This is a genomic window from Streptomyces sp. NPDC008150, assembly GCF_042956945.1.
In the GTDB taxonomy this organism is placed as follows: Bacteria; Actinomycetota; Actinomycetes; order Streptomycetales; family Streptomycetaceae; genus Streptomyces.
This window is the reverse complement of the sequence record NZ_JBIBHJ010000004.1, coordinates 387,846-412,326: the sequence shown is the minus strand read 5'-3', so window position 1 is coordinate 412,326 and position 24,481 is coordinate 387,846. Positions and strand designations below refer to the sequence as shown.

22 protein-coding genes and 1 tRNA gene are annotated in these 24,481 nt (G+C 73.6%); 11 read left to right on the top strand and 12 right to left on the bottom strand.

What is annotated here, in order from left to right; translation table 11 throughout:
* The first annotated feature begins 116 nt into the window (after positions 1-116).
* The 3 genes from cysS (at position 117) to ACFZA0_RS13555 (ending at position 4,431) form a co-directional block, all read left to right on the top strand.
* Positions 117-1,520 carry a cysteine--tRNA ligase gene (cysS, locus tag ACFZA0_RS13565; RefSeq protein ID WP_391015100.1) on the top strand — a complete coding sequence of 468 codons (1,404 nt, stop codon included), beginning with the start codon at positions 117-119 and terminating at the stop codon, positions 1,518-1,520.
* 156 nt (positions 1,521-1,676) lie between these two features.
* Positions 1,677-2,618, top strand: a complete 942-nt coding sequence (gene rlmB / locus ACFZA0_RS13560; RefSeq protein WP_391015098.1) for a 23S rRNA (guanosine(2251)-2'-O)-methyltransferase RlmB — start codon at positions 1,677-1,679, stop codon at positions 2,616-2,618.
* A 136-nt stretch (positions 2,619-2,754) separates the two neighbouring features.
* Complete coding sequence (locus tag ACFZA0_RS13555) at positions 2,755-4,431, top strand: DoxX family membrane protein (RefSeq protein ID WP_391015095.1); 1,677 nt, start codon at positions 2,755-2,757, stop codon at positions 4,429-4,431.
* Positions 4,432-4,862: 431 nt separating this feature from the next.
* On the opposite strand, the gene ACFZA0_RS13550 is transcribed toward ACFZA0_RS13555, so the two are convergent.
* The 3 genes from ACFZA0_RS13550 to ACFZA0_RS13540 all read right to left on the bottom strand — a co-directional run bounded on the left by ACFZA0_RS13550 (position 4,863) and on the right by ACFZA0_RS13540 (position 7,689).
* Positions 4,863-5,594 (bottom strand): sugar phosphate nucleotidyltransferase, encoded by a 732-nt coding sequence (locus ACFZA0_RS13550; RefSeq protein ID WP_391015093.1) that lies wholly within the window; start codon positions 5,592-5,594, stop codon positions 4,863-4,865.
* 279 nt (positions 5,595-5,873) lie between these two features.
* Entirely contained in the window at positions 5,874-6,320 is a 447-nt protein-coding gene (locus ACFZA0_RS13545) for a hypothetical protein (RefSeq protein ID WP_391015091.1), read from the bottom strand.
* 232 nt (positions 6,321-6,552) lie between these two features.
* A complete protein-coding gene (locus tag ACFZA0_RS13540; protein WP_391015088.1) occupies positions 6,553-7,689 on the bottom strand; it encodes a sn-glycerol-3-phosphate ABC transporter ATP-binding protein UgpC in 1,137 nt (378 codons plus the stop codon).
* 238 nt (positions 7,690-7,927) lie between these two features.
* Between ACFZA0_RS13540 and ACFZA0_RS13535 the strand changes: the two genes are divergently transcribed.
* From ACFZA0_RS13535 to ACFZA0_RS13525, 3 genes are all read left to right on the top strand, one after another.
* A tRNA-Thr gene (locus ACFZA0_RS13535) sits at positions 7,928-8,004 on the top strand.
* Between the two features lie 104 nt (positions 8,005-8,108).
* Positions 8,109-8,762, top strand: a complete 654-nt coding sequence (locus ACFZA0_RS13530) for a rhomboid-like protein (protein WP_391015086.1) — start codon at positions 8,109-8,111, stop codon at positions 8,760-8,762.
* Between the two features lie 10 nt (positions 8,763-8,772).
* Positions 8,773-10,188 carry an FAD-dependent oxidoreductase gene (locus tag ACFZA0_RS13525; protein ID WP_391015083.1) on the top strand — a complete coding sequence of 472 codons (1,416 nt, stop codon included), beginning with the start codon at positions 8,773-8,775 and terminating at the stop codon, positions 10,186-10,188.
* 52 nt (positions 10,189-10,240) lie between these two features.
* Here the strand turns inward: ACFZA0_RS13525 and ACFZA0_RS13520 are convergent, their stop codons facing one another.
* Positions 10,241-11,767, bottom strand: coding sequence for a DHA2 family efflux MFS transporter permease subunit (locus tag ACFZA0_RS13520; protein WP_391015081.1), 1,527 nt, complete (start codon positions 11,765-11,767; stop codon positions 10,241-10,243).
* Positions 11,768-11,901: 134 nt separating this feature from the next.
* The gene (locus tag ACFZA0_RS13515; protein ID WP_391015079.1) at positions 11,902-12,888 is read right to left on the bottom strand and encodes a zinc-binding dehydrogenase; all 987 of its coding nucleotides are present in this window, start codon (positions 12,886-12,888) and stop codon (positions 11,902-11,904) included.
* A gap of 252 nt (positions 12,889-13,140) precedes the next feature.
* On the opposite strand from ACFZA0_RS13515, the gene ACFZA0_RS13510 reads away from it, so the two are divergent.
* Complete coding sequence (locus ACFZA0_RS13510; protein WP_391015375.1) at positions 13,141-13,791, top strand: pentapeptide repeat-containing protein; 651 nt, start codon at positions 13,141-13,143, stop codon at positions 13,789-13,791.
* Positions 13,792-13,835: 44 nt separating this feature from the next.
* Here ACFZA0_RS13510 and ACFZA0_RS13505 read toward each other — a convergent pair whose 3' ends face one another.
* Complete coding sequence (locus tag ACFZA0_RS13505; RefSeq protein WP_391015076.1) at positions 13,836-14,336, bottom strand: hypothetical protein; 501 nt, start codon at positions 14,334-14,336, stop codon at positions 13,836-13,838.
* 137 nt (positions 14,337-14,473) lie between these two features.
* Here ACFZA0_RS13505 and ACFZA0_RS13500 point away from each other — a divergent pair, with 137 nt between their 5' ends.
* On the top strand, positions 14,474-15,871 hold the full coding sequence (locus tag ACFZA0_RS13500; protein ID WP_391015073.1) for a M1 family aminopeptidase: 1,398 nt from the start codon (positions 14,474-14,476) through the stop codon (positions 15,869-15,871).
* A gap of 6 nt (positions 15,872-15,877) precedes the next feature.
* Here the strand turns inward: ACFZA0_RS13500 and ACFZA0_RS13495 are convergent, their stop codons facing one another.
* From ACFZA0_RS13495 to ACFZA0_RS13485, 3 genes are all read right to left on the bottom strand, one after another.
* Complete coding sequence (locus ACFZA0_RS13495) at positions 15,878-16,228, bottom strand: hypothetical protein (RefSeq protein ID WP_391015071.1); 351 nt, start codon at positions 16,226-16,228, stop codon at positions 15,878-15,880.
* A gap of 169 nt (positions 16,229-16,397) precedes the next feature.
* Positions 16,398-17,393, bottom strand: a complete 996-nt coding sequence (locus ACFZA0_RS13490) for a GNAT family N-acetyltransferase (RefSeq protein WP_391015068.1) — start codon at positions 17,391-17,393, stop codon at positions 16,398-16,400.
* A gap of 174 nt (positions 17,394-17,567) precedes the next feature.
* The gene (locus ACFZA0_RS13485) at positions 17,568-18,143 is read right to left on the bottom strand and encodes a TerD family protein (RefSeq protein ID WP_391015065.1); all 576 of its coding nucleotides are present in this window, start codon (positions 18,141-18,143) and stop codon (positions 17,568-17,570) included.
* A 203-nt stretch (positions 18,144-18,346) separates the two neighbouring features.
* On the opposite strand from ACFZA0_RS13485, the gene arfB reads away from it, so the two are divergent.
* Positions 18,347-18,817 (top strand): alternative ribosome rescue aminoacyl-tRNA hydrolase ArfB, encoded by a 471-nt coding sequence (arfB, locus tag ACFZA0_RS13480; RefSeq protein WP_391015062.1) that lies wholly within the window; start codon positions 18,347-18,349, stop codon positions 18,815-18,817.
* A gap of 105 nt (positions 18,818-18,922) precedes the next feature.
* On the opposite strand, the gene ACFZA0_RS13475 is transcribed toward arfB, so the two are convergent.
* On the bottom strand, positions 18,923-19,396 hold the full coding sequence (locus ACFZA0_RS13475; RefSeq protein ID WP_391015059.1) for a GNAT family N-acetyltransferase: 474 nt from the start codon (positions 19,394-19,396) through the stop codon (positions 18,923-18,925).
* A gap of 73 nt (positions 19,397-19,469) precedes the next feature.
* Positions 19,470-20,075 carry a flavin reductase gene (locus ACFZA0_RS13470; protein WP_391015056.1) on the bottom strand — a complete coding sequence of 202 codons (606 nt, stop codon included), beginning with the start codon at positions 20,073-20,075 and terminating at the stop codon, positions 19,470-19,472.
* A gap of 541 nt (positions 20,076-20,616) precedes the next feature.
* On the opposite strand from ACFZA0_RS13470, the gene cdgB reads away from it, so the two are divergent.
* A complete protein-coding gene (cdgB, locus tag ACFZA0_RS13465) occupies positions 20,617-22,281 on the top strand; it encodes a diguanylate cyclase CdgB (RefSeq protein ID WP_391015054.1) in 1,665 nt (554 codons plus the stop codon).
* 158 nt (positions 22,282-22,439) lie between these two features.
* Positions 22,440-23,459, top strand: coding sequence for a CBM35 domain-containing protein (locus ACFZA0_RS13460; RefSeq protein WP_391015051.1), 1,020 nt, complete (start codon positions 22,440-22,442; stop codon positions 23,457-23,459).
* 66 nt (positions 23,460-23,525) lie between these two features.
* Here the strand turns inward: ACFZA0_RS13460 and ACFZA0_RS13455 are convergent, their stop codons facing one another.
* Positions 23,526-24,455, bottom strand: a complete 930-nt coding sequence (locus tag ACFZA0_RS13455; RefSeq protein ID WP_391015049.1) for a hexose kinase — start codon at positions 24,453-24,455, stop codon at positions 23,526-23,528.
* Between the last annotated feature and the right edge of the window lie 26 nt (positions 24,456-24,481).

The window sequence follows — 24,481 nt, the reverse complement described above, 5'->3', positions numbered from 1 at the left end:
ACCGGGCCGCCGCGGACGCGAGCGAGAACGCGCGCCGCGGCGGCCCGTGTCACGAATGCGTGATCCATACCACGAGGGGGCACAAGGCACCCCCCGTCGCCCACTACCCTGGTGGGGTGACCATTCGCCTGTACGACACCAACGCCCGGCAGATCCGTGACTTCGCCCCGCTCGTGCCGGGTTGTGTCTCGATCTACCTGTGCGGTGCCACCGTGCAGGCCGCCCCGCACATCGGGCACATCCGGTCCGGCCTGAACTTCGACATCATGCGGCGCTGGTTCGCCCACCGCGGCTACGACGTCACCTTCGTCCGCAACGTCACGGACATCGACGACAAGATCATCAGCAAGGCGGCGGAGCAGGACCGCACCTGGTGGTCGATCGGCTACGAGAACGAGCGCGCGTTCAACGACGCGTACACCGCCCTCGGCTGCCTGCCGCCCACGTACGAACCCCGCGCCACCGGCCACGTCACCGAGATGGTCGAGATGATGCAGGGCCTCATCGAGCGCGGCCACGCCTACGAGTCCGAGGGCAACGTCTATTTCGACGTGCGCTCCTTCCCCGGCTACCTGGAGCTGTCCCGGCAGGAGCTGGACAACCTCCTCCAGCCGTCGTCCGCGGGCGAGACCGGCAAGCGGGACCCGCGCGACTTCGCGATGTGGAAGGCCGCCAAGCCCGGCGAGCCGACCTGGGGCACCCCGTGGGGCCGCGGCCGGCCCGGCTGGCACCTGGAGTGCTCGGCGATGGCCCACAAGTACCTGGGCAGCGCCTTCGACATCCACGGCGGCGGACTCGACCTGATCTTCCCCCACCACGAGAACGAGATCGCCCAGGCCAAGGCCTTCGGCGACGAGTTCGCGCGGTACTGGGTGCACAACGCCTGGGTGACCATGGCCGGCGACAAGATGTCCAAGTCGCTGGGCAACTCGGTGCTCGTCAGCGAGATGGTCAAGCAGTGGCGTCCGATCGTGCTGCGCTACTACCTCGGCACCCCGCACTACCGCTCGATGATCGAGTACAGCGTGGAGTCCCTGCGCGAGGCCGAGTCGGCGTTCGCGCGGATCGAGGGCTTCGTGCAGCGCGTCGTCGAGAAGACGGGCGGGGTCGTGGAGCCCGCCGCCGAGGTCCCGCCGGCCTTCGCCGAGGCGATGGACGACGACCTGGGCGTCCCGCAGGCGCTCGCCGTCGTGCACACCACGGTCCGCCAGGGCAACTCCGCGCTCGCGGCCGACGACAAGGAGGCCGCCGTCGCCCGCCTCGCCGAGGTCCGCGCGATGCTCGGCGTCCTCGGCCTCGACCCGCTCGACGAGCTGTGGGCGGGCGGCGGCGACGACCGCGGCGAGGACCTGCACGGCGTGGTGGACACCCTGGTGCGCATGGTCCTGGACCAGCGCGAGGCCGCCCGCGGCCGCAAGGACTGGGCCACCGCCGACGCCATCCGCGACCAGCTCAACCAGTCGGGTCTCGCCATCGAGGACGGCCCGCAGGGACCGCGCTGGAGCCTCGGCCCGCGCTGACCCGTCCTTGGCCGAATGTGCCGCCCGGCCTTCCGGGCGGCACACTTCAAGGACAGACCGCAGACAGACCCACCGAAGACGTACGTACGCGAGCACGCACCACTTCTCAGGAAGAGGCTCCGTAGAAACCCCGTAGAGAGCAGAGACAGGTACCTCATGGCCGGGAACAACCGCCGCATGTCCGGAAAGAAGGGCGCGCAGGTCGGCAGTGGCGGCCAGCGGCGCCGGGGGCTGGAGGGCAAGGGCCCCACCCCGCCCGCCGAGATGCGCAAGGGCCACAAGAAGAACCGCGTGGCCAACGCGAAGGCCAAGCAGGCCGTGCGCCGCCCGACCCCCCGCGGACGCGGCGGCAAGGGCACCTCCGAGCTGGTTGTCGGCCGCAACCCGGTCGTCGAGGCGCTGCGCGAGGGCGTGCCCGCCTCGACGCTCTACGTGCAGCAGTTCATCGACAACGACGAGCGGGTCCGCGAGGCGCTCCAGCTCGCCGCCGAGCGCGGTGGCATCAACCTCATGGAGGCGCCGCGCCCCGAGCTGGACCGCATGACGAACGGCCTGAACCACCAGGGCCTCGTCCTCCAGATCCCGCCCTACGAGTACGCGCACCCCGAGGACCTCACCTCGGCCGCGTACGACGCCGGCGAGGACCCGCTGATCGTCGCCCTCGACGGGGTCACCGACCCGCGCAACCTGGGCGCCGTCGTGCGCTCGGTCTCCGCGTTCGGCGGCCACGGCGTCGTCGTGCCCGAGCGGCGCGCGGCCGGCATGACCGCGGGTGCCTGGAAGTCGTCGGCCGGAGCCGCGGCCCGCACGCCGGTCGCGCGGGTCACCAACCTGACCCGCGCCCTGGAGGCATACCGCAAGGCGGGCGTGACCGTGGTCGGTCTCGCGGCGGACGGCGAGGCGGAGATCGGCGACGTCGCGGCGCTCGGCGGCCCGGTCGTCATCGTCGTCGGCAGCGAGGGCAAGGGCCTGTCCCGGCTCGTCGGCGAGACCTGCGACGTGCGCGTGCGCATCCCGATGCCGGGCGGCACCGAGTCGCTCAACGCCGGTGTCGCGGCGGGCATCGTGCTGTACGAGGCGTCGCGCCGCCGCGCCTGATCAGCGCCGCACGGCCGCCCCCGCCCGCGTGGCGGGGGCGGCCGGAGGGGTGTCCGCGGGAGCCGGGCGGCCTTGATGCTGTCCGGACAGATCCGCCAAGTCAAAGCAGTGTCCTAAACACGCGTCACTCGGTTAGATGAGTGTGGACACCAGAACACCCCGCACACCCACGGGGGACCGCTCGTCGGGATTCGACGACGCTCCCGCGCTGAGCATGGTGAAGGTGCCGAGCGATCCGGCGCAGATCATCGTCAATCATGCGAGTTTCCGCGTACAGCTGGGCGCCTCGACGCGACGTGCCATGCCGCCGCGTCTCGCAGGGCACTCGGGTGCCGCCGACGCCACGGCCCGCGTCCCCGTCGCCGGTGCGACGGCCCAGGGCGCCGCGGCCCGCCGCCGCCCCGTTGTCTGGAGCGGGCGTTCCGCCCCCGACGACACCGGCGCCCACCGCCTGTTGCAGGCGGTGCGCGGCGCGGGCGTCGCCCACGGCGACCAGGCGTCCGCCGACGCCGGAGCCACCCAGGTCATCCCCCGTGTGGGGGGCGCCGGTTACGGCACCGACGGCTACGGCTACGCCGAGGACCCCACCGCGCAGACCCTGGAGACGCCGGTCGTCGGCGCCCAGCGCACCGGCGAGGGGGCCGCCCCGCCCCGGCTGCTGCCGAACATGCGCACCGTGGGCAGCGCCTACGACGAACCGGCCTACGCGGGCCAGGACTTCGGCTACGACGACACCGGCGAGGCGGACGACGACCGCTCCGGAGCGGCGGCAACGGGCGCCGCCGCGGCGGCCGTTCGGCACGCCTACTACCCGGGCCGCCGGATGAACCTCGGCGTCGTCCTGCTGCCGCTGCGCATCTTCCTCGGCTTCATCTCCATCTACGCCGGCATGGGCAAGCTGTGCGACCCCGTCTACTTCGACGGCGGCAAGCGCGGCTCCATGGTCAAGTGGCTCAACACCCTGCACCCGTGGGAAGTCGCCGAGCCGCTGCGGCAGTTCGCCCTCCAGCACCCCGTCGGCTCCGGTCTCGTCATCGCCTTCTTCCAGGTCGTCGTGGGCGTGCTCACGGTCCTCGGCTGCTGGCAGCGGGTCGCGGCGGCGTTCGGGGCGCTGCTGTCGGCGGCGCTCATCGTCACCGTGAGCTGGAAGACCGTCCCGGTCTACGACGCGCCCGACATCATCTACCTGGCCGCCTGGTCGCCGCTGATCATCGCCGGCGCCCCCGTCTACTCCGTGGACGGCCGCCTGGCGGCGGGCGCGTGGCGCAGGCTCGGACCGCGCTCGGACATCTGGGAACTGCGCGCCTACGTGCTGCGCCGCGGCGCCCTCGTGACGGCCGTCGCCGTCGGACTCACCCTGCTCGTCGGGTCGTTGCTCGGCGGTGCGGTGCGCGACGCGGGCCGTGTGGTCGTCCCCGGCCCCGGCGACGCCCCGCGCAACGAACTGCCCGGTCAGCCGCTGCCGCACAAGTCCGGTACGCACCGCGGCACGACGTCCGCGTCGCCGTCGTCGCCCACCCAGGGCGCCACGTCGGCCAGTCCGTCGGAGGCGGGTGCCACCGACGAGAACACCCCGGCGGCCACGCGCGAGACGGCGGGCGGCGTGCAGCAGGGCGGCGAGCCCAGCCAGACGCAGGGCAGCGCGGGCCAGGTCCCGCCGCAGCAGTCGGCGCCCGCCGAGCAGGCGCCCGCGACGAGTTCGGGCCCGGCGTCGGGCGGTGCCGAGACCGAGGGCAGCTCGACCGGCGGCTCCGACTCCGGCGGCAACACGACACCGAGCAAGCCCGCCCTGGTGGGCGGCCTGCTGGGCTGAGCCCCGGCCGCCGCCCAACGGGACGTCGAGCAAGGCCCGTTGGGCCGCCCGGTGCGCCGGGCGGTACGGCGGGTCGGGCCGTACGCACCGCGAGGGCCCCGCACACATCCGTGCGGGGCCCTCGCCGTGCGTGGGACCGGAGTTGGGGTGCCGCCGGGGGGATCGGGCTGGGGCGGGGTTCGACCTGTGGCGGTGCGTGGGCGTTCTGCCGTGTGGATGGACGGAGTTGGGGTGCTGCCGACTGGTGCGGCGCGGCCGGGGCCTCCTGTTCCGGGTTGGGCCCGGTCCCGTCCGGCTACTCGCCCCGCCCGCAGGTGCGCGAGGTGGCGGGTGCGGACGGTCGGTGCGTGCCCGGTGGTCACCCCGGGCACCGCCGAGGAAGACCGCCGCCCTGGCCGGGCCGTCCGGCCGCGAGGCGAGGTGTGGCGGGCTCAACGGCCCAGTGCGGCAAGCTCCTTCGCGGCCAGGGTCAGGTCCTTGGCCGTGTCGATGGCGCGCCAGTAGGCGCCCAGCGGGATCGTGAACCCGGCCAGCCGGCGCTCGCGCGCGAGGTGCGGGAACGTGGTGCGCTCGTGGTCGCCGCGGTCGGGCAGCAGCGCGGTGAACTCCGGGGAGAACACGTAGACACCGGCGTTGATCTCGACCGTGGACGGCGGCGCCTCGATGAAGTCGGTGACGTGGCCGAACCCGTCCGTCTGCACGGCGCCCCAGGGCAGCCGCGGCCGGGCCAGGGCGAGCGTGGCGAGGGCGTCGCGGCCGGTGTGGAAGTCCGCCATGTCCCGCAGGGAGAAGCGCGTCCAGATGTCGCCGTTGGTGGCGTACCAGGGCCGGTCCGGGTGGGGAAGGTGCCCCGCGGCGTACTTGAGGCCGCCGCCGCGGCCGAGGGGCTCGGTCTCCACGACGGTGGTCACGCGGACGGGCAGGTCCGCCGACTCCAGCCAGTCCTCCAGGACTTCGGCGAGGTGCCCGCACGAGACGACGACGTCGGTGACGCCCTCCTCGGCCAGCCACTCCAGTTGATGGCCGATGATCGGCATGCCGGTGCCCGGGATCTCGACCATCGGCTTGGGCCGGTCGTCGGTGTAGGGGCGCAGCCGGGAACCCTGGCCGCCTGCCAGGACGACGGCTTGGACGGGGCGCGACAGGGCGTTCGGATCGGTCATGCCCGGCACTTTACGTGGCCCGCCGAGGTGCGTTCCGGGCCGAGGGCGCGGTGAAGGACCGCCGGGCGCGCGGCACCGGGCGGGGGAGCGCCGTTGCCGGCGGGAGGGCTGCCGGCAACCGGCGGACGGGGCACGGAGGTTCGCGGACGGTTCGGCCGCGTCCGTGGCGCGGGGAGTGCGCACGGACGGGGTCGTACGGGTCCGTGCGGGGCATACGGGCCCGGAGCGGGCTGCTCCCGGCCCTGGGCGGGCCGGGGAGCCGGGCGGGCCCGGGAGGGGTCAGCTGTGCGCCGTCAGGACCCCCGAGGCGAAGGACGTGTCACAGACCGGGCGCGCGTACGACTGGGCGCGCGTCGGGCCGTACACGCGGACCGCGGCGCGGCCGAGGGCGCGGGCGATGGAGACGCAGTGCTCCGCCAGCGAGGGGCGGCCGTTGACCGCCTGCTGGAGGTGGGTGAGCGCGACGCCCGGGTCCTTCTCCTGGAGTTCGGTCAGCAGCCGGTCGCGCAGCACGTCCTGGGGTGTGCGGGAGCCGGCGCGGGTGGAGACCTCGTCCGAGGAGGCGGTGAGCACCGAGTTCGAGGAGTCCCCCGTCCAGTTGACTCGGGTGACCGCGAGGGTCCCGGAAAGCACCAGGACGACGGGCAGTACGAGGGCGAGCGTGCGACCGATCCGTCGGGCGGGGCCCCGACCGCGGCGCGTCTGTTGGATAGTGGAGTGCTTCACGCACGAGAGGGTAGCGCCCGGTAATGATTTGGCGACATTTAGTCACCGGTTCGGGGGATGAAATGGCGCTGTTGTGCGGTGGCGGATCGACGCACGGTGCTCGAAATGACCTGTCTGCCGGGGTATTTGTCGCACCGGCCGACCGCGGGGCGGTCGCGGGCGGGCGCACGACGAGGGCCCCGCGACGAAGTCGTCGCGGGGCCCCGGTGTCCCAACAGGCTTGCTGCGGGCCTCAGTCGGTGAGGCGCTCGCCCGTGGAGGTCGAGAAGACGTGGATCTCGCCGGCGCGCGGCACGACGTGCAGCTTGGCGCCCTTCTCGGGCACCTGGCGGCCGCCGACGCGGACCACGAGGTCCTTCGTCGTGCCGTCGACGTCGGCGCTGCCGTACACGTAACCGTCGGCGCCGAGCTCCTCGACGACGTTCACGGATATGGCGAGACCGGCCGGGGCGTCGTCGGCGTCCTTCGACAGCGACGAGGCGGCGGACGCGGAGTGCTCGACCACGTCGAAGTGCTCCGGGCGGACGCCGACGGTGACCGTGCGGTCGCCCTTGTCGGCGGCGGCCTTGAGCGCGTCGCGGTTGACCGGCACCACGCTGTTGCCGAACTTCACGCCGCCGTCGGTGATCGGGACCTCGACGAGGTTCATCGCCGGGGAGCCGATGAAGCCGGCGACGAACAGGTTCGCCGGGCGGTCGTACATGTTGCGCGGGGAGTCGACCTGCTGGAGCAGACCGTCCTTGAGCACCGCCACGCGGTCGCCCATCGTCATGGCCTCGACCTGGTCGTGGGTGACGTAGACGGTGGTGATGCCGAGGCGGCGCTGGAGCGAGGCGATCTGCGTACGCGTCGACACACGGAGCTTGGCGTCGAGGTTCGACAGCGGCTCGTCCATGAGGAAGACCTGGGGCTCGCGCACGATCGCGCGGCCCATCGCCACACGCTGGCGCTGACCGCCGGAGAGCGCCTTCGGCTTGCGGTCGAGGTACTCGGTCAGGTCGAGGATCTTCGCGGCCTCCTCGACCTTCTGCCGGATCTCCGACTTCGAGACGCCCGCGATCTTGAGCGCGAAGCCCATGTTGTCGGCGACCGACATGTGCGGGTAGAGCGCGTAGTTCTGGAACACCATGGCGATGTCCCGGTCCTTGGGCGGCAGGTGGGTGACGTCGCGGTCACCGATGCGGATGGCGCCGCCGTTCACGTCCTCCAGGCCCGCGAGCATGCGCAGGGAGGTGGACTTTCCGCAGCCGGACGGTCCGACGAGGACGAGGAACTCGCCGTCCTCGATGTGGATGTCGAGCGCGTCGACGGCGGGCTTGGTCGAGCCGGGGTAGACCCGGGTCGCCTTGTCGAACGAGACAGTGGCCATGGTGAGAGGCCCCCTTCACCGGCAGGAACGTGCCGGACGATCCGTTGTAAAGGTGGTGTGCGCCACAGCGGATGATCCGCGGTGGTGTAGTCCACATGAGTGAACCGTCTGGGACGCTACCTGGCGTTCACCTGGTCTGTCATCAGTCGGCGGCTGTGAAGTTCGCGGAAATTTTCGACTTGGCGGCACCGGTGCCTGGGTACACTGCACGGGCGCGCCCGCGCCTCGCGGGCCGCAGGCCTCCTTAGCTCAGCTGGTCAGAGCGCCGCTCTTGTAAAGCGAAGGTCGTCGGTTCGAATCCGACAGGGGGCTCCAGCGGGAAAGGCCAGGTCGGAAACCCGACCTGGCCTTTCCCGTTCCGGGATGTCGGGCCGGGGCGGAGCCTGTCGGCGTGGGTGAATCGGGGCATGCACAGGGACATGCGTGTCGAGCGGGGGTTTCGGGCCGTGGGGGCGTACGTGCGGCGGGCGCCCGGGACGTACGTGTGGCTGGGGGTGCTGTTCGTGACGACCGTCGCGCTGCACCACATGTCGCCGCAGTTCGAGCAGGAGTTCCTGCGCCGGCGGTCGACCAACCTGCACGAGCTGTCGCGGCGGCCGGTGCGCGTGCTCTTCGCGAGCGCCATGTGGATCGAGGGCGGGCACTGGGTTCCGTACTCCGCGCTCTACACCGTCTTCCACGCCCAGGCCGAGCGCTGGCTCGGCACCCTGCGGTGGCTCGGGGTGTGCGTCGCGGCGCACGTGCTCGCCACGCTCGTCAGCGAGGGCGCCCTGTGGTGGGCGATCAGGGACGGGTCGGCACCGCCGTCCGCCGCCGACACCCTTGACATCGGGGTGAGTTACGCGCTGGCGGGGGTGGTGGGGGTGCTCGTGTACCGGATCGCGGCGCCCTGGCGGTACGGGTACGCCGGGCTGGCGCTCGCCGTCTACGGGGTGCCCCTCGCGGTGGGGCACACCTACACCGATCTCGGGCATTTCACCGCGCTGTTGATCGGATTCGGCTGCCGTCCGCTCGCCTCGGGGCGCGGAAAAGCATGGAATCCGAAGGAGACACTGCGCGCGCTCCGGGGTTAGCGTCCCCGTCATGAGCAGCAACGCGCAGCCCGTGCGGGCGACCGTCAACGGTGGCATCTCCTTCTGGTACGCCGACGACGGCCTGCCCGCCGTACGGGAACCGCTGGAGGGCGACGCGTCCGCGGACGTCGTGATCGTCGGCGGTGGATTCACCGGACTGTGGGCCGCGTACTACCTGAAGAAGGCCGCGCCCTTCCTGCGGATCACGATTCTTGAGCAGCGTTTCTGCGGATACGGTGCCTCCGGCCGCAACGGCGGCTGGCTCTACAACGGCATCGCCGGCCGCGACCGCTACGCGAAGCTGCACGGCCACGAGGCCGCCGTCCGGCTCCAGCGGGCCATGAACGACACCGTCACCGAGGTCGTGCGGGTCACCGAGGAGGAGGGCGTCGACGCGGACGTCCACCGCGGCGGAGTGCTCGAAGTGGCGTGCACCCCGGCCCAGTTGGCGCGTCTGAAGGCGTTCCACGAGGCGGAGGCGGCGTTCGGCGAGAAGGACCGCGAGCTGTACGGCGCGCGCGCCACCGCCGAGCGGATCCGCGTGGCCGGGGCGGTCGGCTCGACGTGGACGCCGCACGGCGCCCGCCTGAACCCGGTGAAGCTGGTCAAGCAGCTCGCCTCCGTCGTCGAGGCGCTCGGCGTCGTCATCCACGAGGCGACACCCGTCACCGAGATCCGTGCGCAGCACGCGGTCACCCCGTACGGGGTCGTCCGCGCCCCCTACGTGCTGCGCTGCACCGAGGGGTTCACCGCCGGGCTGAAGGGGCAGCGCCGTACCTGGCTGCCGATGAACTCCTCGATGGTGGCGACCGAGCCGCTGACCGACGCCCAGTGGGAGTCGGTGGGCTGGGAGGGCCGCGAGACGCTCGGCGACATGGCGCACGCGTACATGTACGCGCAGCGCACCGCCGACGGCCGGATCGCGCTCGGCGGGCGCGGTGTCCCGTACCGCTTCGGTTCGCGCACCGACAACGACGGCCGGACGCAGGCCGCGACGGTGGAGGCGCTGCGCGAGATCCTGGTGCGCTTCTTCCCGTCGCTCGCCGGGGTCGGGATCGCGCACGCCTGGTCGGGCGTGCTGGGCGTGCCGCGCGACTGGTGCGCGACCGTCACCCTGGACCGGTCCACCGGCCTGGGCTGGGCCGGCGGCTACGTCGGTTCGGGCGTCGCCACCGCCAACCTCGCCGGGCGCACCCTGTGCGACCTGGTCCAGCAGGACTCCGGGCAGGGCGGCAGGACCGACCTGACGGAGCTGCCGTGGGTGGGGCACAAGGTGCGCAAGTGGGAGCCGGAGCCGCTGCGCTGGCTCGGGGTGCAGGGCCTGTACGCGACCTACCGCGCCGCCGACGAGCGGGAGCGCACCTCGCACGGTGTGCGGTCCTCGCGGCTGGCGCGGGCGGCGGACCTGCTCACGGGACGGCACTGACCCCCTCGCCCGCGGGGCGGAGGGGGCCGGTGCCCGCCGGTGCGCGCGGTGCTCAGGCCGCCTCCGGCGCGGGCTGAGCCGGGGCCGCGGGGGTTCCGTGCCCGGCCGCCTTCGCCGTGACCATCAGGCCCGCGACGAGACCGGCCAGCAGCATCACGCCGAACGCCCACCAGATGGCCACGGTGTAGCCGTGCACGGTCGCCGCCGGCAGGACGGCGGCCCGGTCGGCGGGGCTGCGGACGTGGGCGGCGACGTAGGTGGCGGTGCTGGTCGTCGCGATGGTGTTCAGCAGTGCCGTGCCGATCGAACCGCCCACCTGCTGGGCCGTGTTGACGGTCGCCGAGGTCGCGCCCGAGTCCTTCGGGGCGACCCCCGCGGTGGCGGTCGCGAACACCGGCATGAACGTGAGGCCCATGCCGAGGCCGAGCAGGATCAGCGCCGGCATGATCTGCGTCGTGTAGTCGGACCTGACGGTGATCTGCGTGAGGATCAGCATGCCGCCCGCCGCGAGCACCATGCCCGGCACCATCAGCCAGCGCGGCGCGACGCGTTGCAGCAGCCGGGCCGAGATCTGGGTGGACCCGATGATGATCGCGACGGTCAGCGGCAGGAACGCCAGGCCCGACTTCACCGGGGAGTACCCGAGGATGCCCTGGAGGTAGTACGTCAGGAACAGGAACAGGCCGAACATGCCGATGATCGCGAGACCCATGGTCAGGAAGCAGCCGGCCCGGTTGCGGTCCCGCACGATGCGCAGCGGCAGCAGCGGCACGCGCGCCCGGTTCTGCCACCACACGAACGCGACGAGCAGCACCACACCGACGGCGAACAGTGCCAGCACCAGCGCGTCCGTCCAGCCGCGCGACTCGGCCTCGCTGAACCCGTAGACCACGGCCACCAGACCGCCGCAGCCGAGCACCGCGCCGGGCACGTCGAGGTTCGCGCGGCCCCCGTGTCCGGGCCGGTCGTGCAGCAGGGTGAGCGCGCCGAACACGGCGATCACGGCGATGGGCACGTTGACGTACAGGCACCACCGCCAGTCCAGGTACTCGGTGAGCAGACCGCCGACGATGAAGCCGATCGCCGACCCGCTGCCCGCCAGGGCGCCGTAGATGCCGAACGCCTTGCCGCGTTCCCGGGGGTCGGTGAACGTCGTCGTCAGCAGCGACAGCGCGGACGGCGCGAGCAGCGCCGCGAACACCCCCTGGAGGGCGCGGGCGCCGAAGAGCATGCCGGAGGAGACGGCCGCGCCGCCGAGCGCGGACGCCGCGGCGAAGCCGATCAGGCCGATCACGAACGTCCGTTTGCGGCCCATCAGGTCGGCCACGCGCCCGCCCAGCAGCAGCAGTCCGCCGAAGGCGAGCGTGTACGCGGTGATGACCCACTGGCGGTTGCCGTCGGACATGCCGAGGTCGCGCTGGGCCGAGGGCAGTGCGATGTTCACGATCGTCGCGTCGAGGACGACCATGAGCTGGGCGAGGGCGATGACGACCAGTCCCCACCAGCGATGCGGATCGACCGCTTCGGGGGAGGTCGTGCCGGTGGCGGGGGAGGAGGCGTCCGACACGGCGTCCGACATGGTCGAGCCGGTCGAGCCGGATTCACCTTTTCGGGTGACTCTCACTCCGACAGAACACCATGAATCGGGACGAGTCGCATCCGCTGAACGGGGTTCGCGCCCCCGGCCCCGGAGGCGCGGGCGCGACCCGGCGGTCACGGCTCCAGGACCACCTTGCCGGTCGTCGCGCGGGTCTCCAGCGCGCGGTGCGCGTCGGCCGCCGCGGCCAGCGGGAAGCGGGTGACCGCCGGTACCAGACGGCCGGCCGCGGCCTCCGCGAGCGCGCGCAGCTCCAGGGTGCGCAGCGGGTCGGCGCCGCCCGCGCGGCGCAGCATCGCGGGGCCCAGGACCTGCTGGGACACCCCGTCGACCAGGTGGGCGCCACCGGTGCCCAGGCCCTCCGCCGCCCAGCCGTAGACGAGGTGCCGGCCGCCGGCGGAGCCGTCGAGCAGGGCGACGGAGGCGCGGGCCGCCGGGCCGCCCACGCCGTCGAAGACGTCGGTGGCGGGACGCCCGCCGAGGTACGCGCGCACCGCGTCCGGCCAGTCGGCGTCCCGGTAGTCGACGGCGAGGTCGGCGCCGTTGGCCCGCACGAGCGCGGTCTTCGCGGGGCCGCCGGCCAGCCCGACGACGGTGGCGCCCGCGTTCTTCGCGTACTGCACGAGGAGGGTGCCGATGCCTCCGGCGGCGGCGAGCACGACCGCCACGGACTCCGGGCCCAGGTCGGTGAACTGCGCGATGCCCAGGGCGGTTCGGCCCGTGCCGATCATGGCGACGGCCTGCGCCGCGTCGAGGCCGCCGGGGATCGTGTGCAGGCGTTCGGTGCCCGTGACGGCGAGTTCGGCGTAGCCGCCGGGCGCGAAACCGAGGTGGGCCACCACGCGGCGGCCGAGCAGTGCGGGGTCGGCGCCCTCGCCGAGGGCGTCCACGGTGCCGGCGACCTCGCGGCCGGGAACGGTGGGCAGCTGCACCGGGGCGGGCGCGGGGCCCGGCAGCCCCTCGCGCAGGGCGGTGTCCAGGAGGTGGACGCCCGCGGCGGCCACGGCGACGCGCACCTGGCCGGGCCCCGGCTCCGGGTCGTCGACCTCCTCGTAGGTGAGGTTCTCCGCGGGGCCGTGGGCGTGGAGTCGGACGGCGTGCATGGGACCTCCGTGGGGTGTTCGGTGGCCCGGGAGAGCCGTGCGGACAGCCTTCAACCTCAAGTGTGGTCGAGGTCAAGGGGTGCGCGGACGGGCGGTCCGGCGGCCGTGGCCCGGCAGGGGCGGCGCGGGGCTGTCGGCGGCGGGGTGCAGCATGGGCGCATGACACGCATGGCCAGGCAGACGACGGGCGGCGCCGGTTCCGGCTCGCGGAGGACCGGCTCACGCGGCGGTGGCGCCGGCCGCGAGGACGTGGTGAAGGGCGCACGGCGGCCCGAGCTGCGGCTGCCGTCCCTGACCGCGCACGACGGCGCCCCGCTGGAGCCCGACGGCGACTACGACGCCCTGGAGTTCCGCGACGCGGACTTCGTCGGGCAGGACGGCGGGGGAGCCCGCTTCATGGACTGCGCGCTGACCGACTGCGCGCTCGACGAGACCCGGCTGCACCGCGCCCGGTTCCTCGACTCGGTCCTCACCGGTATGCGGGGCGTCGGCACCGACCTCGCGGAGTCGACGCTGCGGGACACCGAGGTCGTCGACGCGCGGCTCGGCGGCGTGCAGTTGCACGGCGCGGTGCTCGAACGGGTCGTGGTCCGCGGCGGCAAGATCGACTACCTGAACCTGCGCACGGCGCGGCTGCGGGACGTGGTCTTCGAGGGCTGCGTCCTGGTCGAGCCCGACTTCGGCGGGGCGCGGCTGGAGCGCGTCGAGTTCGTGGACTGCGCGCTCAGGGGAGCGGACTTCAGCGCCGCGACGCTCACCGACGTCGACCTGCGCGGCGCGGTGCCGCTGGAGGTCGCGCGCGGCTTCGACCGGCTGTCGGGTGCGGTGATCAGCCCTTCGCAACTCCTGGACCTGGCACCGGTGTTGGCGGCCGAGCTGGGGCTGCGGGTGGTGTCCGGCTGACGGCGACGGGCCGAACACGCCCGCGCGCGGGGCGGGTCGGGGCGTCAGGAGACGCGCGGGAAGCGGGCCTGGAGCGTCCAGATCGCCGGGTTCTCGCCCAGGTCCTCGTGCATGTCGGACAGGTCGGCGATCAGGTCGTGCAGGAAGTCCCGTGCCTCGCGCCGGAGTTCGGTGTGCGGGAAGGTCAACGGCGGTTCCTCGGAGGGCATCCAGTCGGCCTCGATGTCCACCCAGCCGAAGCGCCGCTCGAAAAGCATGCGGTCGGTGGACTCGGTGAAGTCGAGCTCGGCGCGCTGGGGGCGGGCGGCGCGCGAACCGGCCGCGTCCCGGTCTATCCGCTCGACGATGTCGCACAGCGCCCACGCGAAGTCGAGCACCGGCACCCATCCCCAGGCTGTGGACAGTTCGCGGTCGGCCTTCGTGTCCGCGAGGTAGACGTCGCCGCAGAACAGGTCGTGGCGCAGCGCGTGGACGTCAGCGCGGCGGTAGTCCGTCTGCGGGGGGTCCGGGAAGCGGTTGGAGAGGGCATAGCCGATGTCGAGCACGTAGGAGATGGTGTCACGCCGCCCGTAGTATCGGCGCCGTGTCCCGTCCCGTGACGTTTGTTCTGATCCGCGCGGTGCGCCGCACTCGTCCCGTACGTTCCGTAGGTCCCGTTCGTCGCCGTCGGCGGGCGGGAGTTGTGACCAGGCTCACCGCGGCGGCCCTCCTCGCGCCCGCCCTCGCGGCGCTCGGCGCCTGCGGCGCAGGGGACGGCGGTGCCGAGGGCGCGGCGGGGGTGGGCGACCCGTACTTCCCGGAGGCGGGCAACGGCGGCTACGACGTCGGCCACTACGGCCTCACCCTCGCCTACGACCCCGGCCGCCCGCGCCTCACCGGCACCGCGGTGATCACCGCCCGCGCGACGCGGGACCTGACCGCGTTCGACCTGGACCTCGTCGGCCTGACCGTCGGGGAGGTGAGCGTCGACGGCCGCGCGGCCCGCTGGCGGCGGGTGGGCCAGGAGCTGACCGTCCGCCCGGCCCGGCCGCTCGCGCGCGGGGCCGTGTTCCGGACGACCGTGGCGTACGCGGGCGTACCGCGCACCCTCACCGATCCGGACGGCTCCGAGGAGGGCTGGCTGCGCACGCCGGACGGGGCGGTGGCGCTGGGCGAACCCACCGGCTCGGCCACCTGGTTCCCCGGCAGCCACCATCCGTCCGACAAGGCGGCGTACGACATCGAGGTGACCGTGCCGAAGGGCCACCAGGCTGTGTCCAACGGGGAGTTGACGAGCGAGCGCACCGCGGGCGACCGCACCGTCCTCACCTGGCGGGCCCGGGAACCGGTCGCCCCGTACGTCGTCACCGTCGCCGTCGGCCGCTTCACGGTGACCCGCTCCACGGTGACCGGTCTCCGGGACCGCCCCGGACTGCCCTCGTACGTCGCGGTCGTCCCGTCGGAGGTGCCGGCCGCCCGCCCGGTGCTCGCCCGGATCCCGGCGGTACTGCGGTGGGAGGAGGGCCTGTTCGGGCCCTACCCCTTCTCCTCCACCGGGGCGGTCGTCGCCCGACGGGGGCTCGTCGGCTACGCCCTGGAGACCCAGAACCGCCCGGTGTTCCCGGGCGCCCCCGACACCACGACCCTCGTCCACGAACTCGCCCACCAGTGGTACGGGGACTCCGTGACCCCGCGCACCTGGCGGGACATGTGGCTCAACGAGGGGTTCGCGACCTACGCGGAATGGCTGTGGGCGGAGGAGCACGGCGGCGACAGCGCGCAGGAGACGTTCGACGCCCTGTACCGAACCGGCGCGGATGCCGGCCTGTGGGCGTTCCCGCCGGCCCGCCCGAGCGACGCGGCCCACATCTCCGACAGCCCCGTCTACGAGCGGGGCGCGATGGTCCTGCACCGCGTCCGCCGGGCGGTCGGCGACACCCGCTTCCGGGCGATCCTGCGCGGCTGGGCCACCGCCCACCGCCACGGCAACGCGGACACGGCCGACTTCACCCGGTACGTCGAACGGGCCGCGCCCGGAACGGACTTCGGCGCCGTCTGGGCCGACTGGCTCTACGGGGAGGGGAAGCCGAAGGGCGGATGAGCGCGCTCACCGCCGGGCGCGGGCACGCGGCGCCAGGTCCGCGCGCATGGCCGCACGCGCCGCCCACACCGCCTCGGCGTGCCGGAGCCGGACCTCCTGGAACGCGGGAGAGCCGAGCGCCGGGGTGCCCGCGGCGAACACGTCCGCCAGTTCCCGCAGGCTCGCGTACACGGCCTCGATCGTGTCCGACATCTCCTGGGGCGCGCAGATCAGCGCCGTCTCGCGGATCTCGTCGCAGCCCGAGGCCCGGAACGTCTCGCGGACGGCCGCCGCCGGGCCCGGGGCGCCGGGCTCCGCGGCCGAGGCGGCGTCGTGCATCGCCTCGTAGGCGAGCCGGTAGCGGGCCAGGCAGGTCACGTAGATCTCCTTGCGCTCCTGCCGCGAGCGCTCCGCGTGGTCGTGGAGCCGGCGCGCCCGTCGACGAGCAGCGTCGAGCCGACGCCGACCACCGCGCCGAGCCCGGTGCCCGCCAGAGCCGTCCACTGTGTCCCCACCACGGCACCTGCCTGCCCAACAGGAGCCGCGGCTAAGCCGGTTCGGGCCCCCGGGGCCCGTCCGGTGCGGGGTCCGCCGTCCCGGCCGCCTCCGCCTCGTCCAGGAGGGCCGCCAGGCCGGGAGGCCACACCGGTTCCCGCTCGGCGGCGAGTTCCTCGCGGGACCACCAGCGCCAGGCCAGGATGCCGTCGGCGGGATGCGACGCGAGCAGGGCGGGGTCGACGAGCTCGCGGTGCGGGCCGTGGGCCAGGTAGACGGTCTCGTGCTGGTGGACGGGGGTGCCCGTGTGGGTGAAGTCGTGCTCCCACGTGCACAGCAGCGGGCCCGGCTCGACGTCGGTCCAGCCCGTCTCCTCGCGCACCTCGCGCCGCGCGCCCTCGCGCGGCGTCTCGTCCGCCTCCAGGCCGCCGCCGGGCAGCGCCCAGTGCACGCCGACCTCGGAGTTGTCGTAACGGAAGAGGAGGACCGCGCCCTCCGGGTCCACCACCGCGACGCGGGCCGCGCGGCGCGGGGTGCGCAGGAGCTTGCGCAGCACCGTGCAGGGACGGCCGTGCCGGAGGTCGGGGCGGTGGCCGACGGGTTCGTAGCCGAGGGCGCGCCAGAAGGCGAGGCCCGCCGCGTTGCCGTCGAGCACGGCGAGGCGTACGGCGGTGCGGCCCCGGGCGCGGAGGCGGTCCTCCGTCAGGGCGGCGGCTTGGCGGCCCAGGCCCCGGCGCCCCAGGCCGGCGTCGACCATCAGCAGGCCGATCCACGGGTCCGGGTCGGCGGGGTCGGGGTGGTGGGCCAGGGTGATCACGACCGCCGCGAGCCGTCCCTCGCTGCGGGCGAGCAGGACCTCGGAGCCCGGCTCGGCCAGCTCGTCCGCCAGCGCCGCCGCGACCTGCTCCGGCCGGATGTCGCCGGGGTCGGGGAAGTCGCCGGTGAGGGCGTGGAAGGCGTGCTGGGACGCGTAGAGAGCGGTGAGCTCGGTGAGCAGCGCGGCCGGGATGTCGTGGTCCGGGGTGAGCGGCAGGGGTTCGAGGATCACGCGGCGCAACCTATCGCGCGGCGGCGGGCGCGGCCGGTGGGCCGCGACGCGCGCGTGCCCCCGTCGCGGCGGACCGCCGACGGGGGCACGGAGGCCGGGTACGGGTGCCGGCGGGCGAGGCCGGGCTCTCGCGCCCCGGCCCGCCGCGCGGCGGCGACGTACTCGGAACGCGGGTCAGACGTTGACGCCGAAGTCCTGGGCGATGCCCACGAGACCCGAGGCGTAGCCCTGGCCGACCGCGCGGAACTTCCACTCCGCGCCGTTGCGGTACAGCTCGCCGAAGACCATGGCCGTCTCGGTGGCCGCGTCCTCCGACAGGTCGTAGCGCGCGATCTCCTGGCCGCCGGCCTGGTTCACGATGCGGATGTACGCGTTGCGGACCTGGCCGAAGTTCTGGTTGCGGTTCTCGGCGTCGTAGATCGAGACCGGGAAGACGATCTTCTCGACGTCGGCCGGGAGCGCCGCCAGGTTGACGTTGATGGCCTCGTCGTCGCCCGCGCCCTCACCCGTGCGGTTGTCGCCGGTGTGGACGATGGAGCTGTCCGGCGTCTGCTTGTTGTTGAAGAAGATGAAGTGCTGGTCGGAGTAGACCTTGCCCTGCGGGTTGACCGCGATCGCCGAGGCGTCCAGGTCGAAGTCCGTGCCGGTGGTGGTGCGGACGTCCCAGCCGAGGCCCACGGTGACGGCGGTCAGGCCCGGTGCTTCCTTGGTGAGCGAGACGTTGCCGCCCTTGGACAGGCTTACAGCCATTGTTGGGAGTCCCTTCCCTCGTTGCGTACATGCGTCCATGCGTGCTTCGCACGGGCACGAAGCTAGCGTCACCCGTATGAACGTCGAGGGGGGTCCCGACAGTTCCGCATGTCTTTACTTTCTTTACCCGAACCGGGCGGTGCGTGGCGGACCCGCGTAAAACCGTGTGACGTGGTGGGGCGCGAGCCGGGAACATGGGTGTCATGGCCGAATCAGCACGGGGTGCAGCACGGGGTCCGGGAGGCACGTCCTCCGCCCGGCACACGATCCGCGGCTCCGTCTCGCTTCCCGAGGCCGAGCTCATGTGGCGTTTCTCGCGTTCGTCCGGGCCCGGCGGCCAGCACGTCAACACCACGGACTCGCAGGTGGAGCTCCGGTTCGACCTGGCGCGCACCAAGGCGCTTCCCGAGGTCTGGAAGGAACGCGCGCTGGAGCGGCTGGCCGGCCGCCTCGTCGACGGTGTCGTGAGCGTCCGCTCCTCCGAGCACCGCTCGCAGTGGCGCAACCGTGAGGCCGCGGCCGTGCGGCTGACCGCGCTGCTCGCGGAGGCCACCGCGCCGCCGCCCCGGCCGCGCGCCAAGTCCCGCGTCCCGCGCGGCATCAACGAACGGCGGCTGCGGGAGAAGAAGGCCCGCTCCCAGACCAAGCGGGGCCGCACCGGCCGCGACTGGTAGCCGGGCGCGGACGTCAGCCCGCGGACGCCTGCCTGCGGACGCTCCGCCCGCGGGGGAAGCCCGCGCGGACGCCGGGCCCGGCCCCGCCCCGGCCGCGACGGCCGCTCAGAGCGCCAGGGCCCCGACCGTCTGCCCGCCGCTCGTCTCGCCGGTCGGTTCGAACCCGAGTCGCGCGTAGAAGCCGCCGGGGCCGTCCGGGCCCGGGTGCCAGGTGACCACCAGCCGGTCGCCGCCGCGCGCGCGGATCTCCGCCGCCACGGCCTCCACCGCGAAGCGCCCGTAGCCCCGGCCCTGCTCGCCCGCCGCGATGTTCAGCCGCCAGAGCCCGGAGCGGACGTCCGCGCGGCTGCCGTCGCCGGTCCAGTCGATGTCGAGGAAGGCCATCAGGAAGCCGACGGCCCGGCCGCCGTCGACGATCAGCCGGGGCCACGCGACCCCGGGGTGCACGTACGCCTCGGCCAGCGAGCGCTCGACGGATTCCACCGCGTGGTCCTGGTCCGGGCGTACGCGGACACCGAGCGCGGCGTCGAGGTTGCGCGCGGTGATCTCTTCGAGGGCGGGGCCGGAGGCGGTCGTCACGCGCCCACCGTAGGCAGCGCCCGCGTCCGGCCGCCACGCGTTTTCCGCCCGGGGCGCGCGGGACGCGGCGGGTTCAGCCCAGGTGCCGGTAGCGGCCGCGGAAGTACGCCAGCGGGCCCGCCTCCGCGCCCGGCGCCGACGTCGTGGCCGTCAGCACCCGCCCGACGACGAGGGTGTGGTCCCCGGCCGCGACGCGCTGCTCGGTACGGCACTCCAGGGTGGCCAGCGCGCCGCCGATCAGCGGGGCGCCGGAGACCTCGCCCCGGGTGTACGGCACGTCGGCGAAGAGGAGGCGGTCGCTGATGCGGCCCTTCATGGCGAAGCGGCCGGCGATCTGGCGCTGGCCGTCCGCGAGGACGGACACCGCCCACACCGGCTGCTCGGCGAGCAGGTCGTCCATCCGGGACCCCTCGCGCAGGCTCACCAGGACCAGCGGCGGGTCCAGGGACACCGACATGAACGACGTCGCCGTCATGCCGACGTCCTCCCCGCCGGGTCCGTCCGGGTCGAGTGCGGCCTCGTGCGCGGTCACCAGGACCACGCCGGCCGCCAGCCGGGACATCACCGCGCGGAACTCGTCGTTGCTCACCCCCTCAGCATGCCGAAGATCCCCGGCGCCGGGGGCGGAGCCCGCTATGGAGCCGGACGGTGAGGACGGGACGGAGGAAGTGTTCAGCACACCCGCACGCTAGTCCGGAGTCCGCGCCGCCCGCATCGGGCGGCGGACCGAGCCCGGACCTAGGACCTGCGCAGTAGCGGACCCGGGCGGCCTCCCGCCCGGCGTCCCGGGACCGTCCCCCGGGCCCCCGGGGCGCCCCGCGCGGACGAGGCCCTCTCGACCGCGCGGCCCGCTTCGGGGATCATCGGTGCCCCGCCCGACTCACCGGCACCGTAGGCTCCGTCGCACACGCGCACCCCGTGCGGTCGCGTGCGGCGCTCACAACTCGACGGCCACGTGGACAAGTTGTTCACACCGATCCAAAGGGAGCGTTCAGGAAACGCACAGGGGAAACGCGGGAAAAGCAGAAACACCTCTCAATTGCTCATGTTTGGCTGTGACTTGAGTCACAAGGGCCAGGAATTGTTGACCCTGTGTACCGAGTGGGCAGCGCACTGTGATTCAGTGGCGGAGAAAGCTGAGAGAGGCTGAGAGAAGCTGACGGAACGGTACGCCGATCAACACCCTTGATTCGCTGCGAGGTCTCGGGGGGAGGGCGAGCATGGAGACCGAGTCGGAACCCTATGTCCGCCTTGCGACCTTGCGGCAACTGCACCGGGTCATGGCGGACATGAACACCGCGCGGAGTCTGGCGGACACACTGCAGACCGTCGCCGACGGAGTGGTCAACGGACTCGGCTACGAGCTGGCGTGCGTGAACCTCGTCCGCCCGGACGGCGACCTCGTCGTCGCCGCGCTGGCGGGCAACTCCGCCGCCGAGGCGCTCATCACCGGACGGGTCGGCTCCCGTGACTCCTGGGAGCGGCGCCTGGCCATGGGCGAGTCCTGGGGCGACCTTCAGTTCATACCGCACACCGAGGGCTGGGTCCTCGACGAGGACGACGTCCCGCAGTGGTACACCGACGGCCCCGAACCCCGCTTCGAGGACGAGTGGCACCCCGCCGACCGCCTCTTCGCCCCCATGTACGCCTCCGGCGCCCAGGGCGGCGGCTACGGCGAACTCCTCGGCGTCATATCCGTCGACCGCCCGCGCAACGGCCGCAGGCCCGGCGCCTGGGGCCGCGAGGCGCTCCAGATGTACGCGTTCCAGGCCGCCATAGCGATCAGCAACGCCCGGCTGCGCGCCAACATGCAGCGCGCCCTGGTCCGGCTCGAACGCGAGCAGCAGGCGCTGCGGGCCAGCGAGGAGTCGTTCCGCCAGGCCTTCGAGTACGCGCCCTCCGGGATGGCCATCGCCGAGATGGGCGGCGACCAGCACGGCCGCGTGCTGCGCACCAACGACGCCCTGTGCCGCCTGCTGGGCCGCCCGGCGTCCGCGATGCGCCGCTACTCCTTCTCCGACCTCGTGCACCCCGAGGACATCGGCACCCTGCTGCGCACCTCCGCCGAGGGCGGCCGGGCCGAGCTGCGGCTGTGCCGCCGGGACGGCACCTACGTCTGGGTCAGCCTGCGCAACTCGGTGGTCGCGGACGCGGCCGACGGCCCGCGCTTCCTGCTCACCCACGTCGAGGACATAGAGGAGCGCAAGCGCCGTGAGCTCCAGCTCGCGCACCGCGCCTCCCACGACTCGCTGACCGGCCTGCCGAACTCGGCCGAGCTGCGCGCCCGCCTCGCCTCCCGCCTCTGCCAGCGGCCGCAGGCGGCCCCCGTGGGCGCGGTCGAGTCCCTGGACGCCGCCTACGGGCACGGCGCCGTCGAGCCGGTGTCCGACACGGGCGGCTACGACTTCACCGCCGGTGTCGGCGCGTACGACGGCTACGACCACCACGAGCACACGATCGCCCCCGACGGCGACCACGACGACGGCGCCAAGGGCCTCGCGGTCCTCTTCTGCGACCTCGACGGCTTCAAGTCGATCAACGACCGGTTCGGGCACAACGCGGGTGACGCGGTTCTCATCGAGGTCGCCCGGCGGCTCGGCGGCGGGGTGCGCGACGGCGACACCGTGGCCCGGCTCGGCGGCGACGAGTTCGTGGTCCTCGCCGACGGCCTCGGCCGCGCGGACGCCCAGGACCTGGCGGTCCGCCTGCGCAACGAGATCGTCCAGCCCATCCGGGTCGACGGACGGGCCATGCGGGTGGGCGCCAGCTTCGGCATCGGCTGGGCGCACTGCGGCATGACGGCGGACGAAGTGTTGAAATCCGCTGACGAGCGGATGTACGTCGAGAAACGATCGCGGCCCAAGGCGCACAGACGCGCGGGATAACCGCAGGCCGGCGCGGTGGTGGGGTCCCGAGGGCGGCCCGGTGCCCGGTTGCGGGCGCACCCCCGTTCGGGAAAAGGGGTGAGCCGGGGGAGGTAGGCTCGCCCTTCTCACCCTCTACTTCCACGCATCCGAACCGCACCTGCTGAGGAGACCAAGGGATGACGCCCGGCAACAACGGCGCGAGCACACCCGAGGACGACGACCCGTTCGGCTATCTCTACGCCGACGGTCAGGCCAACGGGGCTCAGCCGCCGACCGGTGGTGGTTACGGCTACCCGAACTCGGTCAGCCGTGTCCGCACGGTCGGCGAGCGACGCTACGGGCAGCAGCAGGCACCGGCGGCGCCGAACGGTCCCCAGGGCCAGAGCGGCCAGTTCGGTCCGGCGGTCCCGCCGCAGCAGAACGGTTACGGCACCCAGCAGACCGCCGGTTACGGCGCGCCGCAGAACGACTACAACAGCCCGAACGCGCACTACGCCGCGCCCGAGACCCTGCCCGGCGGCCCGCCCGCCGGCCGGCAGTCCTCGCGCGGCGGCGGCACGGGCGGCCGGCGCGGACCGAACTCCAAGGGGCTGCTGATCGGCGCGGTCGCGGTGGTCGCGGCCGTCGTGATCGGCATCAGCGTCGCGATGCTCAGCGGCGACTCGGACGACAGCTCCAAGAACGGCGACACCGCCGCCTCCGCGCCCGCCGCCACGCCGAGCGCGCAGCCGAGCGACTCGGGCGACAGCACGTCGACGACGACCGAGGACCTCCCGAAGACGGACGCGAAGGCCCTCCAGCTCGCCGGCGGCACGGCCACCGCGTCGGACGTCACCGGCGCGAAGTCCGACGGCGGCGTGTACGTCACGGGCTTCAACCAGGTCGGCGCCTCCGTCACGTGGAACGTCAACAGCATCCCGAAGGACGGCGACTACACCCTGTACGTCGGCTACGGCGTCCCCGGCAAGGACGCCACGGCGACCCTCACGGTCAACGGCAACGTGTCCGGCTCGGGAGTGTCCATGAAGAACTACGCGAAGGCCGCCGCGGGCGACTACGCGAAGGGCTGGACGCAGACGTACAACTGGGTCACGCTCAACAAGGGCACCAACACGATCAAGATCTCGTGCGAGACCGGCAACCAGTGCGACGCCAACCTCGACCAGCTCTGGCTGGTCAAGGGACACGTCGGCTAGGTCGCGGCCGTCGGCGCAAGGGGCACCCCCGGGTGCCCCTTTTTCGTGCGTCCGGCCGCCGGGCCGCTACGCCGCCGTCGCCCCGCCGGTGACCGACACCCGCGCGAGCAGGTCCTCGTACGTGCGCCGGTCGAACTCGCCCGCCACCGGGGACGCGACCGTCGCCGCCGCCAACGCCGTTGCGCGGGCCAGGCGTTCGGGCCACGGAAGGTGTTCCACCAGGCCGGACAGCAGCCCGGCGACCGCCGAGTCGCCCGCGCCGGTCGGGTTGCCGCGCAGGACGGCGGGCGGTGCCGCGCGCCAGCGGCCCTCGGGGGTGTGCGCGAACAGGCCGGCCGCGCCCAGGGAGGCCACGACCGCGTGCGCGCCGCGCCGCCGGGTGTCCTGGGCGGCCTTCAACGGTTCGTGGGAGCCGGTCAGTTCGGCCAGTTCGTCGGCGTTCGGCTTGACGATGTCGGGGCGTGCCGCGACGGCCCGGCGCAGCGGTTCGCCGCTCGTGTCGAGCAGCACGGGCACGCCCGCCGCCCGCGCGGTGCGCACCAGTCCCGCGTACGCGCCCACCGGCAGCCCCGGGGGCAGGCTGCCGCACAGGGCCACGGCGGCCGCGGAGGCCAGCAGGTCCCGGTAGGTCTCCTGGAACGCCGACCACTCGGCGGGGTCCACGACCGGGCCGGGTTCGTTGAACTGCGTGGTGTCGCCGGTGCGTTCGTCGACGACGGCCACCGTGCGCCGGGTCGCTCCAGCGACCGGGACGAGCGCGTCCGTCACACCGGGCACGGTGCTCAGCCCGTCCCGCACGGTGCGGCCGGTGGCGCCCCCGGCGAAGCCGGTCGCGGTGACCGGGTGACCGAGCGCGGCGAGCACGCGGGCCACGTTCAGGCCCTTGCCGCCGGGCCGTTCGCCGACCTCGGACACCCGGTGCGAGGCGTGCGGGACGAGCGCCCCGACGCGATACGTGACGTCGAGAGCGGTGTTGAGTGTGACCGTGAGGATCACCGGGCCGACCTCCCTCGCGTCCGCGT